16 protein-coding genes are annotated in these 22,933 nt (G+C 44.6%); all 16 read left to right on the top strand.

Translation table 11 applies throughout. The annotated features are described in order from the left end of the window. Positions 1–112: 112 nt before the first annotated feature. The 16 genes from E2626_RS00945 (at position 113) to E2626_RS00870 (ending at position 22,781) form a co-directional block, all read left to right on the top strand. The gene (locus E2626_RS00945) at positions 113–1,801 is read left to right on the top strand and encodes a methyl-accepting chemotaxis protein (protein ID WP_134378700.1); all 1,689 of its coding nucleotides are present in this window, start codon (positions 113–115) and stop codon (positions 1,799–1,801) included. 398 nt (positions 1,802–2,199) lie between these two features. Further along, positions 2,200–4,401, top strand: coding sequence for a bifunctional diguanylate cyclase/phosphodiesterase (locus E2626_RS00940; protein ID WP_134378698.1), 2,202 nt, complete (start codon positions 2,200–2,202; stop codon positions 4,399–4,401). A gap of 482 nt (positions 4,402–4,883) precedes the next feature. Continuing rightward, positions 4,884–5,867, top strand: coding sequence for a nuclease-related domain-containing protein (locus tag E2626_RS00935; protein ID WP_134378696.1), 984 nt, complete (start codon positions 4,884–4,886; stop codon positions 5,865–5,867). A 715-nt stretch (positions 5,868–6,582) separates the two neighbouring features. Then, the gene (locus tag E2626_RS00930; protein WP_166786678.1) at positions 6,583–8,337 is read left to right on the top strand and encodes a sensor histidine kinase; all 1,755 of its coding nucleotides are present in this window, start codon (positions 6,583–6,585) and stop codon (positions 8,335–8,337) included. Beyond that, positions 8,321–9,106, top strand: a complete 786-nt coding sequence (locus E2626_RS00925; RefSeq protein WP_341785725.1) for a response regulator transcription factor — start codon at positions 8,321–8,323, stop codon at positions 9,104–9,106. The genes E2626_RS00930 and E2626_RS00925 overlap by 17 nt, the downstream gene beginning before the upstream one ends. A gap of 116 nt (positions 9,107–9,222) precedes the next feature. Continuing rightward, positions 9,223–10,524 (top strand): extracellular solute-binding protein, encoded by a 1,302-nt coding sequence (locus E2626_RS00920; protein ID WP_134378690.1) that lies wholly within the window; start codon positions 9,223–9,225, stop codon positions 10,522–10,524. 205 nt (positions 10,525–10,729) lie between these two features. Beyond that, positions 10,730–11,608: a carbohydrate ABC transporter permease gene (locus E2626_RS00915; protein ID WP_134379301.1), complete on the top strand. Its 879-nt coding sequence runs from the start codon at positions 10,730–10,732 to the stop codon at positions 11,606–11,608. A gap of 105 nt (positions 11,609–11,713) precedes the next feature. After that, positions 11,714–12,523 (top strand): carbohydrate ABC transporter permease, encoded by an 810-nt coding sequence (locus tag E2626_RS00910; RefSeq protein WP_244094224.1) that lies wholly within the window; start codon positions 11,714–11,716, stop codon positions 12,521–12,523. Positions 12,524–12,928: 405 nt separating this feature from the next. Next, positions 12,929–15,070 carry a glycoside hydrolase family 52 protein gene (locus tag E2626_RS00905; protein ID WP_134378686.1) on the top strand — a complete coding sequence of 714 codons (2,142 nt, stop codon included), beginning with the start codon at positions 12,929–12,931 and terminating at the stop codon, positions 15,068–15,070. Next, positions 15,033–15,668 carry a YesL family protein gene (locus E2626_RS00900; RefSeq protein ID WP_166786677.1) on the top strand — a complete coding sequence of 212 codons (636 nt, stop codon included), beginning with the start codon at positions 15,033–15,035 and terminating at the stop codon, positions 15,666–15,668. Before E2626_RS00905 ends, E2626_RS00900 begins: the two co-directional genes overlap by 38 nt. Positions 15,669–15,704: 36 nt before the next feature. Next, a complete protein-coding gene (gene xylA / locus E2626_RS00895) occupies positions 15,705–17,033 on the top strand; it encodes a xylose isomerase (protein ID WP_134378682.1) in 1,329 nt (442 codons plus the stop codon). A 69-nt stretch (positions 17,034–17,102) separates the two neighbouring features. Beyond that, on the top strand, positions 17,103–18,605 hold the full coding sequence (gene xylB / locus E2626_RS00890) for a xylulokinase (protein ID WP_134378680.1): 1,503 nt from the start codon (positions 17,103–17,105) through the stop codon (positions 18,603–18,605). Beyond that, positions 18,602–19,585, top strand: coding sequence for an aldo/keto reductase (locus E2626_RS00885; RefSeq protein WP_134378678.1), 984 nt, complete (start codon positions 18,602–18,604; stop codon positions 19,583–19,585). Before xylB ends, E2626_RS00885 begins: the two co-directional genes overlap by 4 nt. A gap of 147 nt (positions 19,586–19,732) precedes the next feature. After that, on the top strand, positions 19,733–20,320 hold the full coding sequence (hpf, locus tag E2626_RS00880) for a ribosome hibernation-promoting factor, HPF/YfiA family (RefSeq protein ID WP_134378676.1): 588 nt from the start codon (positions 19,733–19,735) through the stop codon (positions 20,318–20,320). A gap of 241 nt (positions 20,321–20,561) precedes the next feature. After that, entirely contained in the window at positions 20,562–21,311 is a 750-nt protein-coding gene (locus tag E2626_RS00875) for an SDR family NAD(P)-dependent oxidoreductase (protein WP_134378674.1), read from the top strand. Positions 21,312–21,746: 435 nt separating this feature from the next. Beyond that, a complete protein-coding gene (locus E2626_RS00870; protein WP_134378672.1) occupies positions 21,747–22,781 on the top strand; it encodes a YecA family protein in 1,035 nt (344 codons plus the stop codon). Positions 22,782–22,933: the final 152 nt, after the last annotated feature.

Here is a 22,933-nt window from a genome sequence, read left to right as displayed (position 1 = left end):
AAAATATAAAACTATTTTATTGAAGCTAAGATAAAATTTTCCTTCTCCTATTAATTGAAGGATTTTTCTCCCGATAATTAACTCAGAAAGATAAAAATCAGGGGGTCTTGGGTTGAAAATCAAGGGGAAATTAATTGTCTCGTATCTTATTATAGCCGCATTATTAGTGGGGTTAGCGGCTGTCAGTCTATTGTCGATGCGTGAAGTAAACAATAATAGTAATGACTTGTATGATCATCGTCTTATTCCGGTATCAATTTTGGTGGAAGTAGGAAGATTGACTGAGAACACAACTGTACAAATTTTAACATCGGTGATTGGTAATGATCCGGAGTTAACAGATATTGCATTGAATAATGTTGATCAGATTGATCAGCTTATAGTGGACATGCGTCAAACTCAGCCGGGTAACAGAACGCTTGAGCTATTAGATGCGTTTGAAGCAGAATGGGATCAATTTTCGGAAGCTGTAACAACAACTTCTGCGCTGATTGAAGATGGAGAATATGAAACGGCTGTGACCAGTTTAGGGGAAGCGGGAGTCGTTTTCGCAAATACACAAGCCCGTTTATCTGAACTAAAAGAACATACACTGGGAGAAGCTGAAAAGCTGAAAGAAGCAAATAATTCTGCCTATCAGATTAATCGTGTGCTGATTTATGGATTTGGTATAGTTGCGCTTCTTGCGGCAATTGGAATCGGCATCGGAATGGGCCAGGCAATCGGTGGTCCGCTGAAACGGGTGGCTTCCCGCATGGGTTTATTAGCAGATGGTGATTTGACCAACGAACCGCTTACATCTAAACGCAAAGATGAAATCGGAACGCTCTTTACAGCTACAAATAAAATGCAGGATGACCTGAAAGTGATCCTCAGTAAAATTGCTGCAGCAACAGATCACGTTTCCACGCAAAGCGAAGAACTGACGCAATCTGCAAATGAGGTGCGTGAAGGCAGCGAGCAGATCGCGGTAACGATGCAGGAGCTGGCTTCTGGGTCTGAGGCGCAGGCGACAAATGCAGGTGCGCTTTCAGAGACGATGGATGAATTCGCGGTAAAAATTCAGGATACAAACCAGCAGAGTCAGGAAATCTCTACCCGTTCACGTCACGTCATGGAAAGTGCAGAAGGCGGTTCTAAAATGATGGAATCTTCCGTTCAGCAAATGATGGTTATTGATCAGGTGATGACGGACGCTGTGAGCAAAGTCCGCGGACTTGATGAACAGACGAATGAAATTTCAAAACTTGTGAATGTGATCAGTGACATCGCAGCACAGACAAATCTTTTAGCATTAAATGCTGCAATTGAAGCAGCGCGTGCCGGCGAACAGGGTAAAGGGTTTGCCGTAGTTGCGGATGAAGTGCGGAAACTTGCTGAACAGGTATCGAACTCAGTTAATGACATTACAGGATTTGTAAATGGTATCCAGACTGAATCACGTACAGTCGTTGATTCACTCGAAAAAGGATACGGGGAAGTAAACGAAGGAACGAAACAGATTTCATTAACCGGTGAAAAGTTTGGTGAAATTAATGGTTTTATTTATGAAATGATTCAAATGGTTGACCGCATTACTGAGAATCTGGAAGATATCTCACGCGGCAGTCAGACAATGAATGCATCCGTTCAGGAAATCGCATCTATTTCCGAGGAGTCAGCAGCAGGTGTTGAAGAAACAGCTGCTTCAAGCGAGCAGTCACTGAGCACGATGGAGACGATTTCAGCAAGTGCTGATGAACTGGCAGGGCTTGCTGAAGAGCTGAGTGGTGAGGTTAGGAAGTTTAAATTGAATGTTTGATTTGGATCCGGAGCCAGGGTGTGGCTCCGGATTTTTTAGTGAGTTGTCGCTATTTTGGCTGAAGTGGTAGCGATTCGCATTAAGGTCGTAGCGATACACCTGGGAACTCGTAGCAATCACCCGGCCAAGTCGTAGCAATCGCACGTTTCTGATGTTGTAAGTGCATACGAAGTTGCAGCCTCCCACACACTTCATGCCCTTGAGAAACTAAGATCCTTTTTCCGAAGGGTATCCAGTGCGGCTTCGCTGTGTTTGAGCGTCGTGTAGACCCGGGACAGACCCGGGTCTACGCAATCCCCTCCTTTTATCACAAAAATTCTGAACTTTCGCACGACAATTCTCCCTATTTTCTAACAAATGGATTATAATGATCATAAGTACAGGAAGGGGGTATCGCGATGGGGTTTTTTGACCGTTTGAAAAAAGGGGATGAATCTGAAGAAGCGGCAGCTGCAACTGAAATGGGTCAGCCATTTAGTATTCATCAAGAGCATATTGATGAGCTTGGTGCTTTTGCAAAAACGGCGCTTTGGGCTATTGATATTCAAACGGGTCTCGTGACCAGCTGTACGAATAGTATTGAAAATATCTCAGGTTATGCTGCAGATGTTTTTTTAGCTGATGAACTGAAATGGGAGCATTTGATTTTAAAAGAATTCCATCATCTATACATAGAAAATCAGAAAGATCTCAAAGCTGGTAAACCCGTTCGAAGTCAGTACCAGATCAGAGATAAGTCAGGCGATCTGCGGTGGATCAGTGATAAGGTTGTGCCGGAGTTGAATGAGCAGGGTGAACTGATCGGCATTTATGGCATGCTAATGGATGTCACGGATGAGAAAAACCGTGAGCTGAAGGATGCATATGATGCTGAACATGAAGAGTTGACGGGCCTTCCGAATCAGAAAAAACTGATGAAGGATCTGAGCCTGAAAATGAAAGAGGATAAACCGTTTACGATTCTCAGTCTGAAACTTGACCGGATGACGCTTGTGTCTGATTTAATCGGGCGGCGTACAGGGAAAAAAGCGGTGCAGAAAATGGCTCAGCTTCTTGAACTGTTGAATCAGGAGAAGGCTGGTATTTATCATGTGAGAAAAAACGAGTTTGTTTATGTATATAATGATAAGCTGAGCGATGAAGAAGCTGTGGCACAGAGCCGCGAGCTGATTGACGGGATTCAGTATCCAATTATTATTGATAAACTGGAGCTGTATTTTACAGGGTTTGTTGGAGCGGCTGCGTTTCCGGAGGATGGAAAATCACCATCAGGACTTCTGCAAAATGTGCATAAAGCGCTTTATTATGCAATTGAATCCGGTGTGAATTCCTATATGATTCACACTGAAGATATTAGTCTGGATACTTACAAACGGATTTCGCTTGATCGTGATCTTTTTAAAGCGATAAACGAAAAGCAATTTGAACTGAAGTTTCAGCCAATTGTGGATCCTGAGCGGAATATGGTTTCTGGTGCTGAGGCACTGATCAGATGGAATCACCCTGACTGGGGGCTTCTGTCACCAGATGAATTCCTGAAAATCGCTGAAAATAATGGTTTGATTTCTGATATTGATAACTGGGTGCTGGAAGAGGTTTGCCGTAACATTGACTTATGGCGGCGTCAAAAAGTACCGCTTGTTCCTGTTGCCGTCAATCGTTCTGCTAAAAGCTTTCTTCAGTATGACACGCTGGAAAAAATGTTTGCGCCTATGCGTACATATAATATAGATCCCTCATTCATTCATTTTGAGCTGACGGAGTCTTCACTTGTTGAGAACTACGACAGGGTGGCTGAGGTGATCGAACATTTGAAGGAAAAAGGCTGCCAAATTTCACTTGATGACTTTGGCACAGGATTCTCATCCCTTTTTCATCTAAAAGAGTTTCCTGTCAATACGTTGAAAATTGACCGTACATTTATCGGCAGCCTGCTGGAAGAACCGGAAAATATGGCCATTACGAATGCAATTATTCAAATGGCTAAAGATTTAAATTTAAAGGTAACAGCAGAAGGCGTGGAGGAGCCGCACACGCTCAGATGGCTGCAGGAACGCGGTTGTGATTATATCCAGGGGTACATTTACAGTAAGCCCGTCTCTGTAGAAAACATGAGAAAAATGTTTGCAAAGCGCATTTTAAAGCCGGTCTATGCTGGAGGTTCACAGGCTGTAGAAAACAGAAGGGTTTACTTCAGAGTCAAGCTGCCATACAAAATGACCGGTGCAATGACCATCACACAGCTTTCAGGCAAGCCGCTGGCGATTGGCAACACACCGATTCTGATCGAAGACATCGGTGGAGGCGGCCTGTCATTCACTGGAAAAATGGAGCTGCCAATCCGTCAGGACGTCATGATGAAATTCTACTTTGAAATCAACGGAAAACAATTTGAAGTCAACGGCCAGTGCAGAAGAAAAGATGAGTTAAAAAATCAGCTGTACAAATACGGCGTCGAGTTCCTCATAAAAGAAAAAGACCGGGACAAACTGATCTCAACACTGAATGACCTGCAGCTTCACCTGAAAGAACACCCGTATAACCCGCTCTATCCTTACTTTGAAGAAGCGGACAGTGAATATTTTTACGCGAGGAAATGACCTGTGGGTTGTTTCTTTTTTTTCAGTTAAAGAGGGGGAGTCGGATGCACCGTTTTTCGAGCTGAGTGCACTGTTTCGGCTGGCGAGTGTACGACACACCCGGGTTGAGTGCACAAAATCCCGCAGCGAGTGCACAACTCGCCGAATCCGATGTCCGATCCGCCCACTTCGGTAGTCCGCCCACCCCACTTCATGCCCTTGAGAAACCAAGACCCTGTTTCCGAAGTACATCTAGAGCTGCTTCGTTGTACCCAGGCACCGGCTGCACTGTTTTTCGTATTGAGTGCACTATTTCGACTGGTGAGTGCACGACACACCCGGATTGAGTGCACAGGATACAGTGGTGAGTGCGCAACCCGCCGAATCGGATGTCCTATCCACTCACTCCGGCACCCACTTCATGCCCTTAAGACATCAAAAGTTCTCGCTTTTCTTCACTGGAATCAATATAATAAATCTAATTTTAGAAAGGGAGTGAATCTTTGTATTCAAACACACGTTTACCATCTGTGAAGCACCAGACATTTCAGGCGTTGGCAAGGCGAACGCATCCTCAGCACCATGCTTATCCACAAATCCTCCAAAAACTCTCCATTGAAGATGCCGGCTACCACGGTGAACAATACTTCGACCAGGTTGCAGCTAAGCTGTTATCCCCTCATTGCTCACAGCTTAAAAACCTTCTCCTATCACAATTTAAAGAAACCTTCCAAATCGACTCCATCATAATTACGCCCAATTTTATATTAATATGTGAAATCAAAAATATGGTTGGTAACCTTCATTTTGATCAAAGAGGTGGAACGCTGACCAGGGTGCTAAATAATCAAAAAGAATATTTCACCTGTCCGATTTTTCAGGTTTCACGCCACAGTGAATGCATCAGCCATCTGTTAAAACAGATGAAAATAAAAGTACCTGTATATGATCTGGTGATTTATACAAATCAAAGAGTTGAATTTTCAGTTAAAGATTCTGAAACAGAGATTTATGAAAAAATTCATCGAATTGAACAGTTTACTTACTATTTTAGAAAAATGCTCCATGCGAACGCTCAACACTATTTATCTTCTCCGCAAATAAAATTTATTTATCAGTTTCTATTAAAAAAAGATGTTTTTCCATTTTGGAGAAGTTATTTAAATGACATTGATATCAGACATACAGATTTTATAAAAGGGTTTATCTGTATAGAATGTAATCGCCCCGCTCAATCGATCAGAGGGGGCTGGCGATGTGATTGTTGTATGAAACGGCGTGATGGTATGTTATATCAGAATATAATAGATTTTTTTCTTCTTCACGGACCAAGTGCGACTGCTGAAGAAATCAGAGCGTTTCTTAACATGTCTAACAAAAGACAGGTCATACATTATCTGAAAAAGTTAGGGTTCGAACCGGTGCAGGCTGGTAATCATTATGTGTTTCACAGTCCAATTCATGAGAGTACTTTAAAGAATAAATAGTCGTAGTTTCCAAAGTGCACCAAGTGCGGCTTCGCTGTGCCCGGACATACGATGCACAGTTTCGGGTGTTGAGTGCACAACATCGGTCAGTGAGTGCACGACACACCCGGGTTGAGTGCACAAGATCCCACCGTGAGTACGCCACCCGCCAAAACGGATGCGCAAGCTCCAAACTTGAGTTCAGCACCCATCCCACTTCATGCTCTTGAGAAACTAAGATCCCGTTTCCAAAGTGCACCAAGTGCGGCTTCGCTGTGCCCAAGCGACGGATGCACAGTTTCGGGTGTTGAGTGCACAACATCGGCCAGTGAGTGCGCGATACACCCGGGTTGAATGCACAAGATCCCGCCGTGAGTGCGCAACCCGCCAAAACGGATGCACAAGCTCCAAACTTGAGTTCAGCACCTATTCCACTTCATGCCCTTGAGAAACCAAGATCCCGTTTCCAAAGTGCATCAATTGCTGCTTCGCTGTGCTGGGCATCGGTTGCACAGTTTCGTGTGTTGAGTGCACAACATCGGCCAGCGAGTGCGCGATACACCCGGGTTGAGTGCACAAGATCCCGCCGTGAGTGCGCAACCTGCCGAATCGGATGCACAACCCTCCAAATCACTTGCATCCTACCTCCGCATACCCTGTAATTTCCAGTTCTCTCCTATTCCTCAATTCCGAGACTTTTGGTACAGTAAATAAAAAATGGTTGGAGGCGGATGCCTTGTTGAATCGTTTGAGGCGTTATAATACGCTGCGGAACCAGATTCTGATCGTGTTTCTTTTGGTGATGACGATCGTGCTGGCGTTTGTGGCAGTATCTACATATCATTTTGGTGGGCAGATTTTAAGGGATAATGCTGAACGTCAGCTGAAGCAGACGGCTGTTCAGGCTTCGGGTAAGACGGATACGCTGTATGGCCAGATCGATCTTTTGACAAATCAGGTAGCGACAAATCAGTCTGTGCAGCAGCTTTTAACGAGGCTGTACGATGGGGAGGAAGCGACCTTTCAGCAGAGACAGTCGCTTTTGACGATTGGTAATACATTTCAGGCATACTCTGACGGCATTCAGTCCTTTGAGATGTACAGTGCTGAAAATCAGCGTCTTTTCCCGCTAGACGATACGTTTTTATATGACAGAATCGCACCTATTTGGGTGGAGAGAGCGGAAGAAGAGAAGGGACGTCAGGTTTGGGTCGGGCAGGATCCGAACTATTTGAATTCATTGCTTGCAATCAGGCGCATCAGTCTGGTGGACCGCAGCTTTGCGAGCGGGGGTTACCTGGTGATCAGAATAGATCCGAATTATTTCAGTTTCTCAGACGGGGATAGGGCAGAAGACCGCGATGTAAAGGTGCTTGCTGACGAAAATAATCGGATTATTACGACAAACACTGAATTTGCCGCTGTTCTAACTGAAAGTAGTGATGAAAAACGCATTATGGTTGATGGTGAAGAGCACATTTTGGTAAAAGAAACGTCTGATGTTACCGGCTGGACAACTTATATTGCAACACCGATGACCGCACTTGCATCAGGTGCAAGCGTGCTTGGACTGATCATACTGCTGTCGGCATTTTTAGGATTAATCATCTTCGGTGCGGCGTCATTCGGTTTCTCAACCGCGATCACGAAGCCGATTTTTAAATTGACTGAAACAATGAAAAAAGCACGTGAAGGACAGCTGCAAAAAAATAAAATAGCTTCATCTTCAATTGAGATTAATGAGCTGAATCAAACGTATAACCAAATGGTTGAACAAACGAACCATCTCATTCAAGTAGTTTATGAAAAAGAAATTATACAGAACCGGGCAGAATTGAAAGCGCTTCAGGCGCAGATTAACCCTCACTTTTTATTTAACACACTGAATGCACTGTACTGGCTTTTAGAAGAAAAAGATGAAAGTGAGCTGGCAGATCACGTGGTGACGATGTCTGAACTGTTCCGCTATACGATATCAAACGGAGAGAAAAAGAATGAGTGGGTTACGCTTCATGAAGAGCTGGAGCACGCAGAGCGATACATGTCTGTCATGAAAATGCGCTTTGGTGACAGGCTGACGTGGAACATTACGCTTCCTGAATCAGCGAAAGATATACAAATTCCTAAACTGATGATCCAGCCGCTCGTTGAAAATGCAATTTTGCATGGTATAGAAAGCAGGGTGAAGCCTGGTGAAATTAAAATTGAAGTTGCACAGACTGAGCCTAATCGTGTCATCGTGATGATCAGCGACGATGGACCGGGGATGTCAAAAAAACTTTTACAACAGGTGACAGAAGCGATGCAGTCAGAAGGCATTTCCTCGAAAAAAGGAAATGGTGTTGCACTAGCGAATGTGCATCACAGACTGCTGCTCCATTTCGCAGGGCATGAAACAGGAGGACTGCAGATCGAAAGCGTGGAAGGTAGAGGAACCATGGCATATTTTGAATTGCCATATTATGAAAATAAGGGTGAGCGTTTTGGATAAAGAGAAAACAATTTTACTTGTTGATGATGAAGAAACAACGCTGCGTGTCCTGACAAAATCGCTCGAAGTCTGGGCGGACGGCAGATACAAAATCCGCTCAGCTGCTTCGGCACAGCAAGCGATCAGGACGGCTCAGAAGGAAAAAGTACATGTGGTCGTGACAGATATTTGCATGCCGGAGATGACCGGTCTTGAACTGATTGAAGAAATGCAGAAAATGGGACAGTTGCCTGTGTCGCTCATTATTTCAGGGCATTCGGAATTCGAATATGCACAGACCGCAATCCGGCTCGGTGTACTGAATTACCTGGTGAAGCCTGTACAGAAACAGAAACTCATTCAGTCCGTTGAAGAGGCGCTTGCTAAAGAATTTACGCAGGAACGTGCAGGTATTATGCAAAAAGCTGCAGATCACTCCCTTACCGAGCTGGAACAGGATCAGAAGCAAATGACTTCACCAGTGCAGGCTGGAAAAGATTTTATTGATCGGCATATTAACAGACAGATGACACTGAAAGAAGTAGCGGAGCATATTCATTTGAACCCGAGTTATTTTAGTGTCATTTTTAAGGATCAGACAGGTCTGACATTTAGTGAATATGTCACGAGAAAGAGAATTCAAAAAGCGAAGCAGCTGCTTTTGACCACGACTATGCCTGTTGCTGAAATTGCAGAAACAGCTGGTTATCAAACGGCAAAATACTTTAATAAAATTTTTAAAGAGTACGAGGGTTTGACACCCGGAAAATATAGAAAGAACCACAAATAACAGAAAATTCTATCTAATCAAAGTGGAATTTTCCCCAATCAGTGTGACCTACCGGACAAAAAAATGCGGTGCTACACTTAAGTCAGCTTCAAACAAACAAAGGGGGAACACAACACATGAAAAAGAAAGCGTTAACATTTTCTGCCGCTGCACTATCTGCTGCACTGATTATGGGGGGATGTTCATCAGGTGAAGAAACAAGCGGTACGGCAGGTGACAGTGAAAAAGTTGTTAAGTTCATGCACCTCTGGCCAACTGGAAGTTCAAAGCAGCACAATATGATTGCTGCAGATATCATTGCTGAATATGAAGAAAATAATCCGGGTGTGACGGTGGAAACAGAAGTACTTGAGAATGAACAATATAAAAATAAAATTAAAGTTTTATCTTCATCAAATGATTTGCCTGATGTTGGTGTAACGTGGGCTGCCGGATACTTACAGCCGTTTGTCGAAGGTGAATTATTCGCGCCGCTTGATGATGTGCTCGACGATGGTCTGCAGGATCAATTTGTAGCAGGCACGACGGAGGCATATGCCATTGATGATCAGACTTACGGACTGCCGCTTGAATTGAATATTGCACCTATTTATTACAATAAAGCGATTTTTGAAGAGCACGGTGTGGAAGTGCCAGAGACATATGAAGAATTTAAAGAAGTAGTTGAGACGCTTGAAGCTGCGGGTGTACCGCCAATCGCGCTTGGGAACAAAGACCGCTGGACAGGCTCACTTTGGTACATGTATCTGGCTGACCGTTTCGGGGGACCTGAAGTGCTGACAAAGGCCATCAATCGTGAGGAATCATTTGAAGATCCGGCGCTTGAAAAGGCAGCAGAAGAAATTCAGTGGCTTGTGGATGCAAACGCATTTAACAAAGGGTTTAACGGACTTTCAAATGAAGAAGGAAAATCTGAATTTATGAATGGAAATGCCGCAATGTACTTAATGGGTACATGGGAGCTGCCAAACTATACAACGAATGAAGACGTACCGCAGGAGTTTCGCGATAGCATCGGTTTCTTCAAATTCCCTGAAGTTGAAGACGGAGCAGGAGATATCGACAGCTGGGTTGGCGGACCTGGTGTAGGATTATTCGTTTCTGAAAACTCTGAGGTAAAAGATGAAGCAAAAGAATTTGTTAAGTTTTTCGTTGAAAAGTGGGGAGAGCGTTCTGTAACGGATGCAGGAGTTATCCCGGCAACTGTTGTGGACACAGGTGCAGTTGATTTACCGGAGATGTACATTGACGTACTGGATGAGCTCGGAAACGCAAGTAACCTGACACTGTTTGCGGATGTGCAGATGAGTGCCAATGTTGCTGAAACACACTTGAATCTGATTCAGTCACTTTACGGAAACGAAGTCACACCTGCTGACTTTGTCAAACAGCACGAAGAAGCGCTTGCCGCCGAGTAAGCTTCTGACGCTGACAATAGAAAGAGACATATCGCCAAATGGGTATGTCTTTTCTTTTTCGCAAAAATGGCTGATTTTGAGGATTCTGCTGAGATTTGTACATGAATTTTAGCGATATCTCAGTTTTAGCAAACGAATGAACGCACTGAAACGCGCCAGACGTTTAAAGCAACAACTGTTTTAAATGATGAAAGGAATGATTCATATGGATCAGGCTTTATCGAGTAAAAAAATCATCGCGCTCTATCTATCGCCAGGATTGCTTCTGCTTCTGGCACTTGTCTACATACCGATTTTCCAGACAGGTTATTTTGGTCTGATGGAATGGAACGGTATTAGTCAAATGTCTTTTGTTGGACTTGAAAACTATGCGCTGCTGATCAGAGACGCTGCGTTTTGGGACAGCGCCTGGCACTCACTGCTGCTTGCCGTATTTTCAGCACTCAGTCTGATCGGCTATCTGCTGATTTCACTCGTGCTTGCAGGGAAAATTAAGGGTGCGAATTTCCTGAGAAAGATTTATTTAATACCCATGCTGCTTGCTTCCGTTGCGATTGCGCAGCTGTGGATGAAAATTTATCACCCAACTAACGGAATTCTGAACACAATGCTGATGGCAATTGGAATTTCAGACCCGCCGGCATGGCTTGCGGAACCATCTCTTGCACTGTTTGCAATTTTTATCCCGATCATTTGGCAATATGCCGGCTTTTACATTCTGATTTTCTATGCTGCGTTAAAAAATATTCCTGAGTCTCTCGTTGAATCAGCAAAAATTGATGGTGCGAGTGCATGGGATATCGCTTGGAAAATCAAAGTACCACTCATAATGAATGTGATAAAAGTAACGATTGTCCTTGCAGTTGTCGGATCACTGAAATATTTTGATCTGATTTATGTGATGACCAATGGCGGTCCAAATGGCGCAAGTGAAGTGATGGCATCTTATATGTATGGTCAGGCTTTCAGCAGATTTGATTTCGGTTATGCCAGTGCCATCGGATTTTTCCTGTTAGTCATCTGTCTAATGATTACATGGCTGATCCGGAAAGTAACGGTTACAGATGAAGATATTCAATATTAAGGAGGCTGCTTTATGCGAAATGAAGCATTGACTGAAAAGCAAACCGCATTAGCACGCCGGAAAGCTGCGGAACAGAGCAAGGGGAAAGTCAGACACAAAATTAGTATGACGCTGCTTTATATCGTACTTGCAATCGTCGGTGTATTTCAGATTTTCCCGCTTGTTTGGCTTGTACTATTTTCACTTAAAAATAATCAGGAAGTTTTTGAGCTTTCACCTTTCGCACTGCCGGCAACACCTCGCTGGGAAAATTACGTCAGAGTATGGACAGAAGGCAATATCAGCCTGTACTTCTTTAACAGTGTGATTTATACGGGTTCTGCTGTGATTCTGACTCTATTATTTGCGAGCATGGCGACATTTGCTTTAACAAGAATGAAATTTAAAAAGAAGAGCCTGTTTCTCGGGTTGTTCATGGTTGGACTGATGATTCCAGTCCATTCAACACTAATCCCACTGTTCGATACATTTTCAAAACTCGATCTGATCAATCATCCACTGTCGATCATTATCACGTATACAGCATTTAATTTACCGATCACCATTATGATTTTATACGGCTTTTATCAGGTGCTGCCACATGAAGTGGAAGAGGCAGCCATTATGGATGGAGCGTCGGTACACCGTATTTTCTTTCGGATCACGCTCCCGATGACTGCACCAGTGCTTGCGACTGCGGCGATTATCAACATGATTTACAACTGGAATGAATTTGTGTTTATAAACACTTTCATCAGCGCGGATAATTTTAAAACGCTGACGGTCGGAATTCAGAACTTCATCGGTCAGTATTCAACAGACTGGGGCGCGATCGGAGCAACACTCGTCATTAGTATTCTGCCGATTCTGATTGCTTTTATTTTCCTGAGTGACCGGATTGTTGAGGGGATTTCGGCCGGGTCTGTGAAAGGGTAGGAGCGGGTTTGTGACGTGACTGCGCATAGGTTGTGCATCCGATTAGTGGGATTGTGCACTCACGCGGCGATCTTGTGCACTGAATCCGGGTGTGTCGCGCGCTCACCGGCCAAACTTGTGCACTCACCACATAAAACAGTGCATCCGATGCCCGGGCACAGCGAAGCAGCACTGGGTGCCCTTCGGAAACAGGCTGTTAGTGTCTCAAGGGCATGAAGAGGGTTGGGCGGACAACTAAAGTGTGCGGGTTGTGCATCGGATTTGCAGGGTTGTGCACTCACGCGGCGATCTTGTGCACTGAACCCTGGTGTGTCGCGCACTCACCACACAAAACAGTGCACCCAACGCAATAAACCGGATCAATTAATCCAATACAGATTTCCAGACAGAAAGGACGCGAACATCATGAATCAATTTTTCAATGCGCATCACTCTCCAATCGGAGCGTTTTCAAGTTTTACACTGGGATTTCCCGGTGCAGGTGGCGGAATGGATGTTGAGTTGGGAAGATCTCCAGCTCAAAATGTATTTATCGGTTTTGAACAAGCCAAAGAAAAGGGTCATTATGATGCTTTTCCATTTTTCCATCAACTGACTGAAGAAGAAAGTAAGCGTTATGATATTGAAAATATGGATCCTGATCCTGATAAACCGAAAATTTTACATCAATATGACCAGAATGAAATCACACGTGAATTTAATCTTGGGACAGATACGTTTAAAGCAGGAGATATGACATTCACTATTTATTCGAAAGCAGAGAGCGTGCCGGATCCTGAAATGACGGATGAGGCTGAGCTGAAAAAGGTCATTGTACCAAGTGTGCTGGCGACGCTCACGCTGGATAATACAGCAGGAACTTCCACAAGACGCGCATTTTTTGGCTATCAGGGAACGGACCCCTATACATCTGTCAGAAAGCTGGATGACACGATGGATGCCAAAGGATTTGGACAGGGTACGTTTACGGCTGTGACGACGAAAGATCCTGATGCATCTTCTGCCATGCATTTCAGTCTTGAAAATATTCTGACAGATCCTCACGTGGAAAACTGGGCGTTCGGCCTCGGCACAGTTGGAACACTGTTGGTGGATGTTCCGGCTGGTGAGAAGAAGACGCTTGAGATTGTAATCAGTTTTTACAGGGACGGCAATATCACTGCCGGAATGAACAGCAGCTATTATTATACGAAGCTTTTCGATTCGATTGAAGAGGTGGCGGATTATTCGCATGATCATTTTGTTGAATTGAAACAGCGGGCTGAAGGTGCGAACAAACTGACAGAGGCTGCTCATTTAACAGAGGATCAGCGGTTTATGATGAATCATGCGATTAGAAGTTATTACGGCTGCACACAGTTTCTGGAGCAGGATGGCAAACCTTTGTGGGTTGTGAATGAAGGTGAGTATCGCATGATGAATACGTTTGATCTGACAGTGGATCAGCTGTTTTTTGAAATGAAAATGAATCCATGGACCGTTAGAAATGAGCTGGATCTTTTTATTGAACGCTACAGCTACAGGGATGAAGTCAGGTTTCCTGGTGAAGAAAAGACTTATCCCGGCGGCATCAGCTTTACGCATGATATGGGCGTTGCCAATACGTTTTCAAGACCAGGATACTCCTCGTATGAATTGTACGGAATTGATGGCTGCTTCTCTCATATGACGCACGAGCAGCTTGTGAATTGGGTGCTGACGGCTGCTGTATATGTAAAGCAGTCAGGGGACCATGAGTGGCTGAAGCAAAACGATTCGATCGTAAAAGACTGTCTTGAAAGTCTTGTGAATCGTGATCATCCCGATCCAGATCAGCGTAACGGGATCATGGCGCTTGATTCAACAAGAACGATGGGCGGTGCGGAAATTACGACTTATGACAGCCTTGATGTGTCACTTGGACAGGCGAGAAATAACCTGTATCTTGCAGGGAAAACGTGGGCAGCGTATCTGGCTCTTGAGCAAATGCTGAGTAGTGATCCCGAATTAGCTGAAACTGCCTATGCACAGGCTGAAAAAGCAGCTGCAACAATGGTTTCGTATGTGACTCCTGCGGGCTACATACCGGCTGTCATGGGCGAAAATAATGATTCAAAGATTATTCCTGCAATAGAAGGCTTAATATTTCCTTACGTACTTGAAATTGAAAAAGCGCTTGATCAGGATGGTCCATTTAAACATTATCTTGAAGCGCTCCAAACCCATTATTATGCTGTTCTGAAGAAAGGGATTTGTCTGTTTGAGGATGATGGCTGGAAGTTGTCCTCCACGAGCGGAAATTCCTGGCTAAGTAAAATTTATCTGTGCCAGTTTATTGCCCGGGAAATTATGGGGAATGAAGTCGATTCATCGGCTGACCGTGCACATGTTGAATGGCTGACCCACCCTGAGCTGTCATTCTGGAGCTGGAGCGATCAGATTATTAACGGAGAAATTGCCGGAAGTAAATATTATCCGCGGGGTGTAACAAGCATTTTATGGCTTGATGAAACTAAAGGAGATGAGGTTCATGGAAAAAACCATGAACGGACTTTACACACTTTGTGAATGGATTGCAAAAGGCGCATGGCTGAACCTGATCTGGCTCGGCTACCTGCTTGGCGGACTGGTCTTGTTTTCGGCAGTTCCGGCGGCGTTCGCGGCGTTTACTGTCATCAGGAAGTGGCTGCGAGGAGAGACGGATTTGAAAACGTGGCAAACGTTTCATCAGGCATTTACGCAGGCATGCAGGAAATCATGGAAGCCGATGACTTTGTTTACAGTTGTGCTTTTATTGGTGGCAGCGCAGTTCATCTACTTCGCAATGCAGGAAGTCATTCATCCGGTTCAGTTCACTGCAGGTGTCTTTTTCATCATATTGATCGGCGTCATCGTGCTGTATTTATTTCCGGTGTGGGTGCATTATGATCTTACATTTATTCAAATGGTCAAACAAGCAGCGCTCATTGCATTGATCAGCCCACTCCATACACTTTTCATGGCGTTCAGCAGTGCAGCACTCATCCTTGTGTTTCTTGCTATGCCTGCACTATTCCCATTTTTCGGCCTGGTGACATTCGCTGCAGCAACAATGGTACCAGCGTATCACCGCTTTGTTCAAATCAGCAGGACAAAGGACGTACATCAAACCGGAATCGTTTCATGAAGTAAAACAGTTAATAAAATTAAAGGAGGAGATTATATGACACATTTTACAAAAGGACCAATCCAATTTGAGGGAGCGGGTTCTAAGAATCCACTCGCATTTAAATATTATAAAGCTGAAGAGACAATAAACGGGAAAACAATGGCCGAGTGGATGCGTTTTTCAGTTGCGTATTGGCACACATTTACCGCGGATGGAACGGATCCGTTCGGTGCGCCGACTATGATTCGTTCATGGGACCGTTATAGCGGTATGGACCTTGCAAAAGCACGTGTGGAAGCTGCATTCGAGTTTTTTGAAAAGCTGGGTGTTCCGTATTTCTGTTTTCACGATGTGGATGTGGCGCCTGAAGGCAGTACGTTAAAAGAGTCTTTCAAAAATTTTGATGAAATCGCGGACTTAATTGAATCAAATATGAAAACATCGAAGACGAAGCTGCTTTGGAATACAGCGAATCTTTTCACACATCCACGGTACGTTCATGGAGGTGCGACGACTAATCATGCAGACGTATTTGCGTATGCAGCTGCTCAGGTAAAAAAAGGACTTGATACTGCCAAACGGCTCGGTGCTGAAAACTATGTTTTCTGGGGCGGACGTGAAGGATATGAAACACTGTTAAATACTGATATGAAGCTTGAAATGGATAATATGGCGCGCTTTTTTCATATGGCTGTGGATTATGCAAAGGAAATCGGCTTCACTGGTCAGTTTCTTATTGAACCGAAGCCAAAAGAGCCGACGAAGCACCAGTATGATTTTGATGTAGCAACGAGTTTGTCATTCCTGCAGAAGTATGACCTTGCTGATCATTTTAAATTTAATATTGAAGCAAATCATGCAACGCTTGCAGGCCACACATTTGAACACGAACTGCGTCTTGCAAGAATCAACGGCATGCTCGGATCAGTTGATGCGAATCAGGGAGACACTTTACTCGGCTGGGATACAGATGAATTCCCAACAGATCTGTATGCTGCGACGCTTGCTATGGTTGAGGTTTTCCAAAATGGAGGGCTTGGATCAGGAGGATTAAATTTTGATGCGAAAGTCAGACGTGCTTCATTTGCTCAGGAAGATTTGATTGAAGCACATATTGCCGGGATGGATAGCTTTGCAATCGGTGCAAAGGTAGCGGCGAAGCTCATTGAAGACCGTGTTTTCGATCAAGTGATTGAAAACCGTTACAAATCATTTACTGAAGGTGTCGGACTTGAAATTGTAAATGGCACTGCAGACTTAAAATCACTTGAACAGTACGCACTGTCACTGGATTCGATACAAAACGAATCTGGCAGACAGGAGCGACTGAAGGGAATGTTAAATCAATATTTGCTTGAGACATTGTCAGAAGTACGCGTATAAATCAAATATCCCCCGGACATCAGCGTTCGGGGGAATTACATATGTAAAATGACAGAGGAGGAAACATAGATGAGCTATGTAATCGGTGTTGATCTGGGAACAAGTGCGGTCAAGGTATTATTGGTGAATCAAAATGGAGAGGTTGTCAAGGAGGCTTCTGCTGAATATCCAGTCATGCATGAAAAGTCAGGGTACAGTGAACAGCATCCGGAAGACTGGGTGAAAGGTACATTTCAGGCACTTCAAGCAGTTACCTCTCATCTAAAAGAAGGAGAAAAGGTCGAAGGAATCAGTTTTGCGGGACAAATGCATGGACTTGTAATGGTCGATGAGTCAGGTGAAGTGATCAGACCGGCTATTCTGTGGAACGATACACGCACGACAGCTGAGTGTCAGGAAATTGTTGAGACAGTTGGCCAGAAAAGGCTGCTTCATTTAACAAAAAATCCCGCATTAGAAGGTTTCACGCTTCCTAAAATCATCTGGGTGAAAAAGCATGAGCCACAAAATTGGGAGCGGCTTCACCAATTTATGCTGCCAAAGGATTATGTGCGTTACCGTATGACAGGGAAGATGGCGATGGACCTGTCGGATGCTGCGGGGACACTGCTGCTTGATGTTGAACATGGCGTGTGGAGCAAAGAAATGCTTGATGCTTTTACTATAGAAGAAACACAGTGTCCGCAGCTGCTTAAATCTGTGGATGAGGCAGGTGAAATAATGCCTGAAGTCGCCAGGGAAACTGGTTTACAACCTGATACAAAAGTATTTGCCGGCGGAGCAGATAATGCCTGCGGTGCGATTGGGTCAGGGGTGTTAAAAGAAGGCATGAGCATGTGCAGCATTGGAACGTCGGGTGTTATTTTATCATATGAAAATCGAGGAAACCTTGATTTTAATGGAAAGGTTCACTACTTTAATCATGGGGTGCCAAATGCGTATTATACAATGGGTGTTACGCTTGCAGCCGGTGACAGCCTTGCATGGTATAAAAAGAATTTTGGCGGGGAATTGTCCTTTGATGAGCTGATAAAAGAAGCTGCACTGACACCTCCGGGAGCTGAAGGATTACTGTTTACCCCTTATATATCAGGAGAGCGTACCCCTCATGCGGATGCTTATATCAGAGGCAGCTTTACTGGGATGGATCAGCGTCATACGAGAGGTCACTTCACCCGAGCAGTTATTGAAGGGGTCACATTTTCTCTCAATGAATCACTGACGATTTTCCGTGAGAATGGTAAAAAAATTGATCGGATCGTTTCGATTGGCGGAGGTGCGAAAAGTGATTTCTGGCTTCAGCTTCAAGCAGATATATTTAATGCTGAAGTCGTAAAGCTGAACTCTGAACAGGGCCCCGGCATGGGTGCAGCTATGCTGGCATCGGTTGGATCAGGATGGTTCGGCAGTCTTGAGCAGTGTTCAGCAGTATTTTTAAAAGAAGAACGTACTTATAAGCCGCAAAATAATGAATATTACAAAAGTTTGTTTTCCATCTACCAACAGGTGTACAATCAAACTAAACAATTGAGTCGATTACTGGCTGATATAAGGGAGCGTGAAATTGAATGAAATACCGTCAATTAGGCAACACAGATTTACGGGTCAGTGAAATCAGTTTTGGAACGTGGGCGATTGGTGGTGCCTGGGGTAAGTCGGATGATCAGGAGGCGCTTCGTTCTTTAGGTTATGCGATTGATCGTGGTGTGAATTTCTTTGATACAGCGGATGTGTATGGTGATGGGCACAGTGAAGAGCTGTTGGCGAAAGCGACAAAAGGTCAGGAAGCGAATATTCATATTGCGAGTAAGTTTTGCCGTGCAGGTGACATTCATGATCCGAAAACATATGAAATGCCACAGGTTGAAGCATATCTGGATAACACTTTGAAAAGACTACAGAGGGAGCGTGTGGATCTGTATCAGATTCATTGTCCGCCAAAAGAAATTTTGGAGGATGGCAGTGTGTTTGGCGTGCTGGATCAGCTGCAGGATAAAGGGAAAATCCGCCATTACGGGGTCAGTGTTGAAACCGTTGAAGAAGGATTGATCTGTCTGCAAAATCCAAATGTGAAAAGTCTTCAGGTGATTTTTAATATTTTCCGTCAAAAACCTTTAGAGGAGCTGTTTGTGGAAGCGAAGAAGAAGGGCGTCGGAATTATTACGCGTCTACCGCTCGCAAGTGGTCTCCTGACGAATAAGTTTTCTCTGGATCATCAGTTTGAAGAGGATGATCACCGCCGTTTTAATGAGAACGGTGAACAGTTTAATGTGGGTGAAACATTTGCAGGCCTTGGTTTTAAAAAGGGTGTGGAGCTGACGAAGGAGCTTGAATGGATCACTGAAGGTAGAGAGAATATGGCGCGCGCTGCGATTCGCTATATTCTGGATCAGGAGGAAGTCACGTGTGCGATTCCCGGCTTTAAAAATCAGGGGCAGATTGAAGAAAACCTTCAGGCATTACACACACCTTCGTTTACGAAAAGTGAGCTGAATCAGCTGCACGATTTTTATGTAAATGAGGTGCATCCGCACATTCGCGGGGCTTATTAGAGAAAGTGTTAGATTATGGCATAAACCCTTTGAAGACGGCAATCGTTTCGACAAAAAATTTAAAAAACTTTTACGATTAAGAAGGAGAAAGCAAGGGTAGAGAAGAAATAGGTAGTATAGCTTTTAAGATTCAAAGGAGGAGTTCACATGTTGAATTATAATATCAGAGGCGAGAATATTGAGGTAACTCCAGCGATCCGCGAATACGTGGAGAAAAAAATCGATAAGCTAGAGCGCTATTTCAACGATACACCTGATGCCAACGTTCACGTTAATCTAAAGGTGTATAACGATAAGCAAACTAAGGCAGAGGTTACAATCCCGATGCCGAGACTGACTCTTCGCGCAGAAGAGCGTCATGAAGATCTGTACGCAGCAGTTGATCTTATTCTTGATAAACTTGAGCGTCAGATTCGTAAGCACAAAACAAAAGTAAATCGTAAATTCCGTGAAAAAACAAATGAACCAGAATTTTTCGCAACGACGGTTGATCCGGAACATGGCATTGAAGAACTGGAGCCGGTGTCTGTCGGTACAGATGAAGATGACAGCGAATTCGACATCGTTCGTACAAAGACATTCAACCTGAAGCCAATGGACAGTGAAGAAGCTGTTCTTCAAATGAACATGCTGGGCCACAACTTCTACGTCTTTACTGACGCTGAATCAGACGGCACAAACATTGTGTACAAGCGTAAAGACGGGAAATACGGATTGATTGAAACTGCAGAATAATTGATCAGAGGCGTCCTGCGGGGCGTCTTTTTTATTGAGGTTGTGGTCTGACCGTCGAGGATGCTGTTATTACCTTCGCTGGAGTTCTGACTGCTGTCGCCGGGTGTTTCACTACGGTCAACCCGGGTGTATCATGCCGTCGCGATCCGGGGTGCTACCGTCACGACGAGATATATGACCGTCGCCAAGAGAAGCGGGGCTAAGCAAGAGAGAAAAAACTTATTTGAAGGAGGATTTTTTTATGAATAGTAAAGTTGCACTGGTAACAGGCGCTTCCAGAGGACTAGGGAAAAGTATGGCGCTAAAACTGGCTGATGCCGGCATCAAGGTGATCATTAATTACAACAGCAATCATGAAAAAGCAGAAACAATTGTTCGAGATATTAAGGATTCCGGTGGAGAGGCTGTTGCCATCAGCGCAAACGTTACAAGTGAAGATGATGTCAAAAAGCTGGTCGCCAGTTCGCGTGAAGCTTTCGGGCAGCCGATTGATATTCTTGTGAACAACGCAACTGGTCCACAGCCCGAGCTTTCGCTGGAAGATGTGACCTGGGAAGATTACCTGGATCAGCTGAACTTTACCGTAAAAGCGTCACTGCTCCTCGCGAAAGAAGTCATCCCGGCCATGAAAGAAAACCAATGGGGTCGCATTATTAATATTGGAAGCGAGGTTGTTGAATTAGGCAATCCGGAGTTTTCAAATTATGTCACGGCAAAGTCTGCAGTGGTTGGCATGACCCGTTCATGGGCAAATGAGCTGGGTAAGCACAACATTACCGTAAATGCTGTGCATCCGGGCTTCATTCCGGTTGAACGTCATGGGGAAGTCACTGAAGATAGTGCAAGCAGCTATATTGAGGGTGTTCCTTTAAAACGTCTCGGAAAACCGGAAGACGTTGCCAGCATGGTACGGTTTTTAGCCAGTGACGAAGCTGATTTTGTTACAGGGCAGAATATTAACGTAAATGGTGGAAAGACGTTCGGGGTTTAACGGATAGGACAGTGGTAACGGGTGATTGCTACGACCTGGTGGAGTGATTGCAACGAGTTGCCGTGTGTATCGCTACGACCTGGGTGCGGATTGCTACCGCTTCGGCGGAGATAGCGACGACTGCCCCCTTTGTCCCTGCATGCACTTTTGCAAAGAGCCTTTTAGTTACTTAAAGGCATGAAGAGGACGTAGTGCAGCAACTTCACGGGTGGATAGTACATCCAAATCGTGTGATTGCTACGACCTGGTGGAGTGATTGCTACGAGTTGCCGGGTGTATCGCTACGTCCCAATTGCGGATTGCTATCGGTTCGGCGAAGATAGCGACAACTGCACCCTCATGGCCCTGCATGCCATTAAGAAATTGGCTGTTTTTTGCGTTCTCGCGGGCTCGTGTTACAATAATGGGTGATTATTTTACAAAGGAAGTGCCGAGATGCAGGAAATTGGACGTAATGAACCTTGCCCGTGTGGCAGTGGTAAGAAATATAAAAAATGTTGTGCAAATAAAGTTGTGAATATCGAAACGATTTTAGTGAAAGATCAGATGGACCTTCAGCTCAGCTTTTTGAATGAAGCGATGGCGCCAAAGCAATCCACATTTAAAAAGGACTATGAGTATGTGCTTCAGGAAGTGCAGGAAGTATTTAATGAGCCGCAGTTTTTAACTGTGTTCTTAACATATATTTTCGGTCTGCACGGGCAGCCTTCTAGCTGGGAACAGTTCCTGGATGAGCGAAAGCCTTCTATAGAAAGAGCGCGTTTACAGGAGATGGTAGAAAATTGGCAGCAGCCGAAGCCTGTTGTGGCTGAAGTGACGCAAATGGAAGAATTAACGCGGGAAGTCGAAATGACGGACCTCATCAGTGGAGAGGTTTACAAGGTAACAATCCCGGAATTCCATTCATGGGCACCGATTGATTACCTGTTTACAATGCTTCTGCCGTTTGAAGATAAGTGGGTGCCATTCGGCTTTATGTTCCCATCTGTTTACACAAAAAAAGAAGCAGCTGCACTGAATTCACGTGTAGAAAAGCTTGCTGAAGACCGCAGTGAATGGATTGTAACTGAAGGCGTAGTTGAAGTCATTAAAGCACTCGTTGCACGTGAGCAGACTTCTGAAAATGAAGGCTGGATCAATCAGATGACTGAACCGCTTCAGTCAGATCAGCAAAAAGAAGCGCTTCATGAGCTTAAGTCGTTCTGGGATGAGCGGGACGAAGATCTGTCTCTATTCGCGTGTCACATTGCATCGGCGTATTTCACGGAGCACGGAGCTAAAGTAAGAAAGCCGGCAACGTACCTTGCGACTTTCTCTTACCTGATGGCGCAGCATGCAACAGAATTGCCGATGACGCAGAAAGAAGCCGGCGAAGCGTTCGATGTGACCGCGTCCAGCGTATCATCAGCGGCTCGTAAGGTGGAAGAGTGGTTTGTTGGAGAGCTTGAGGAATTGAAGAAACAGTCATAAAAGATAGAGCTGTCAGATTTTCAACAACTTGTTGAGGTCTGGCAGTTTTTTGTTTGGAGGAGCGATCGAAGTGTGTGGACAGGACATCGGAATCGGCGGTTTGTGCACTCGCGTGGTGATCTTGTGCACTCGACCCGGGCGTGTCGTGCACT

Source organism: Jeotgalibacillus salarius (assembly GCF_004405125.1).
GTDB lineage: Bacteria > Bacillota > Bacilli > Bacillales > Jeotgalibacillaceae > Jeotgalibacillus > Jeotgalibacillus salarius.
This window is presented reverse-complemented; position numbering and strand designations above follow the sequence as displayed.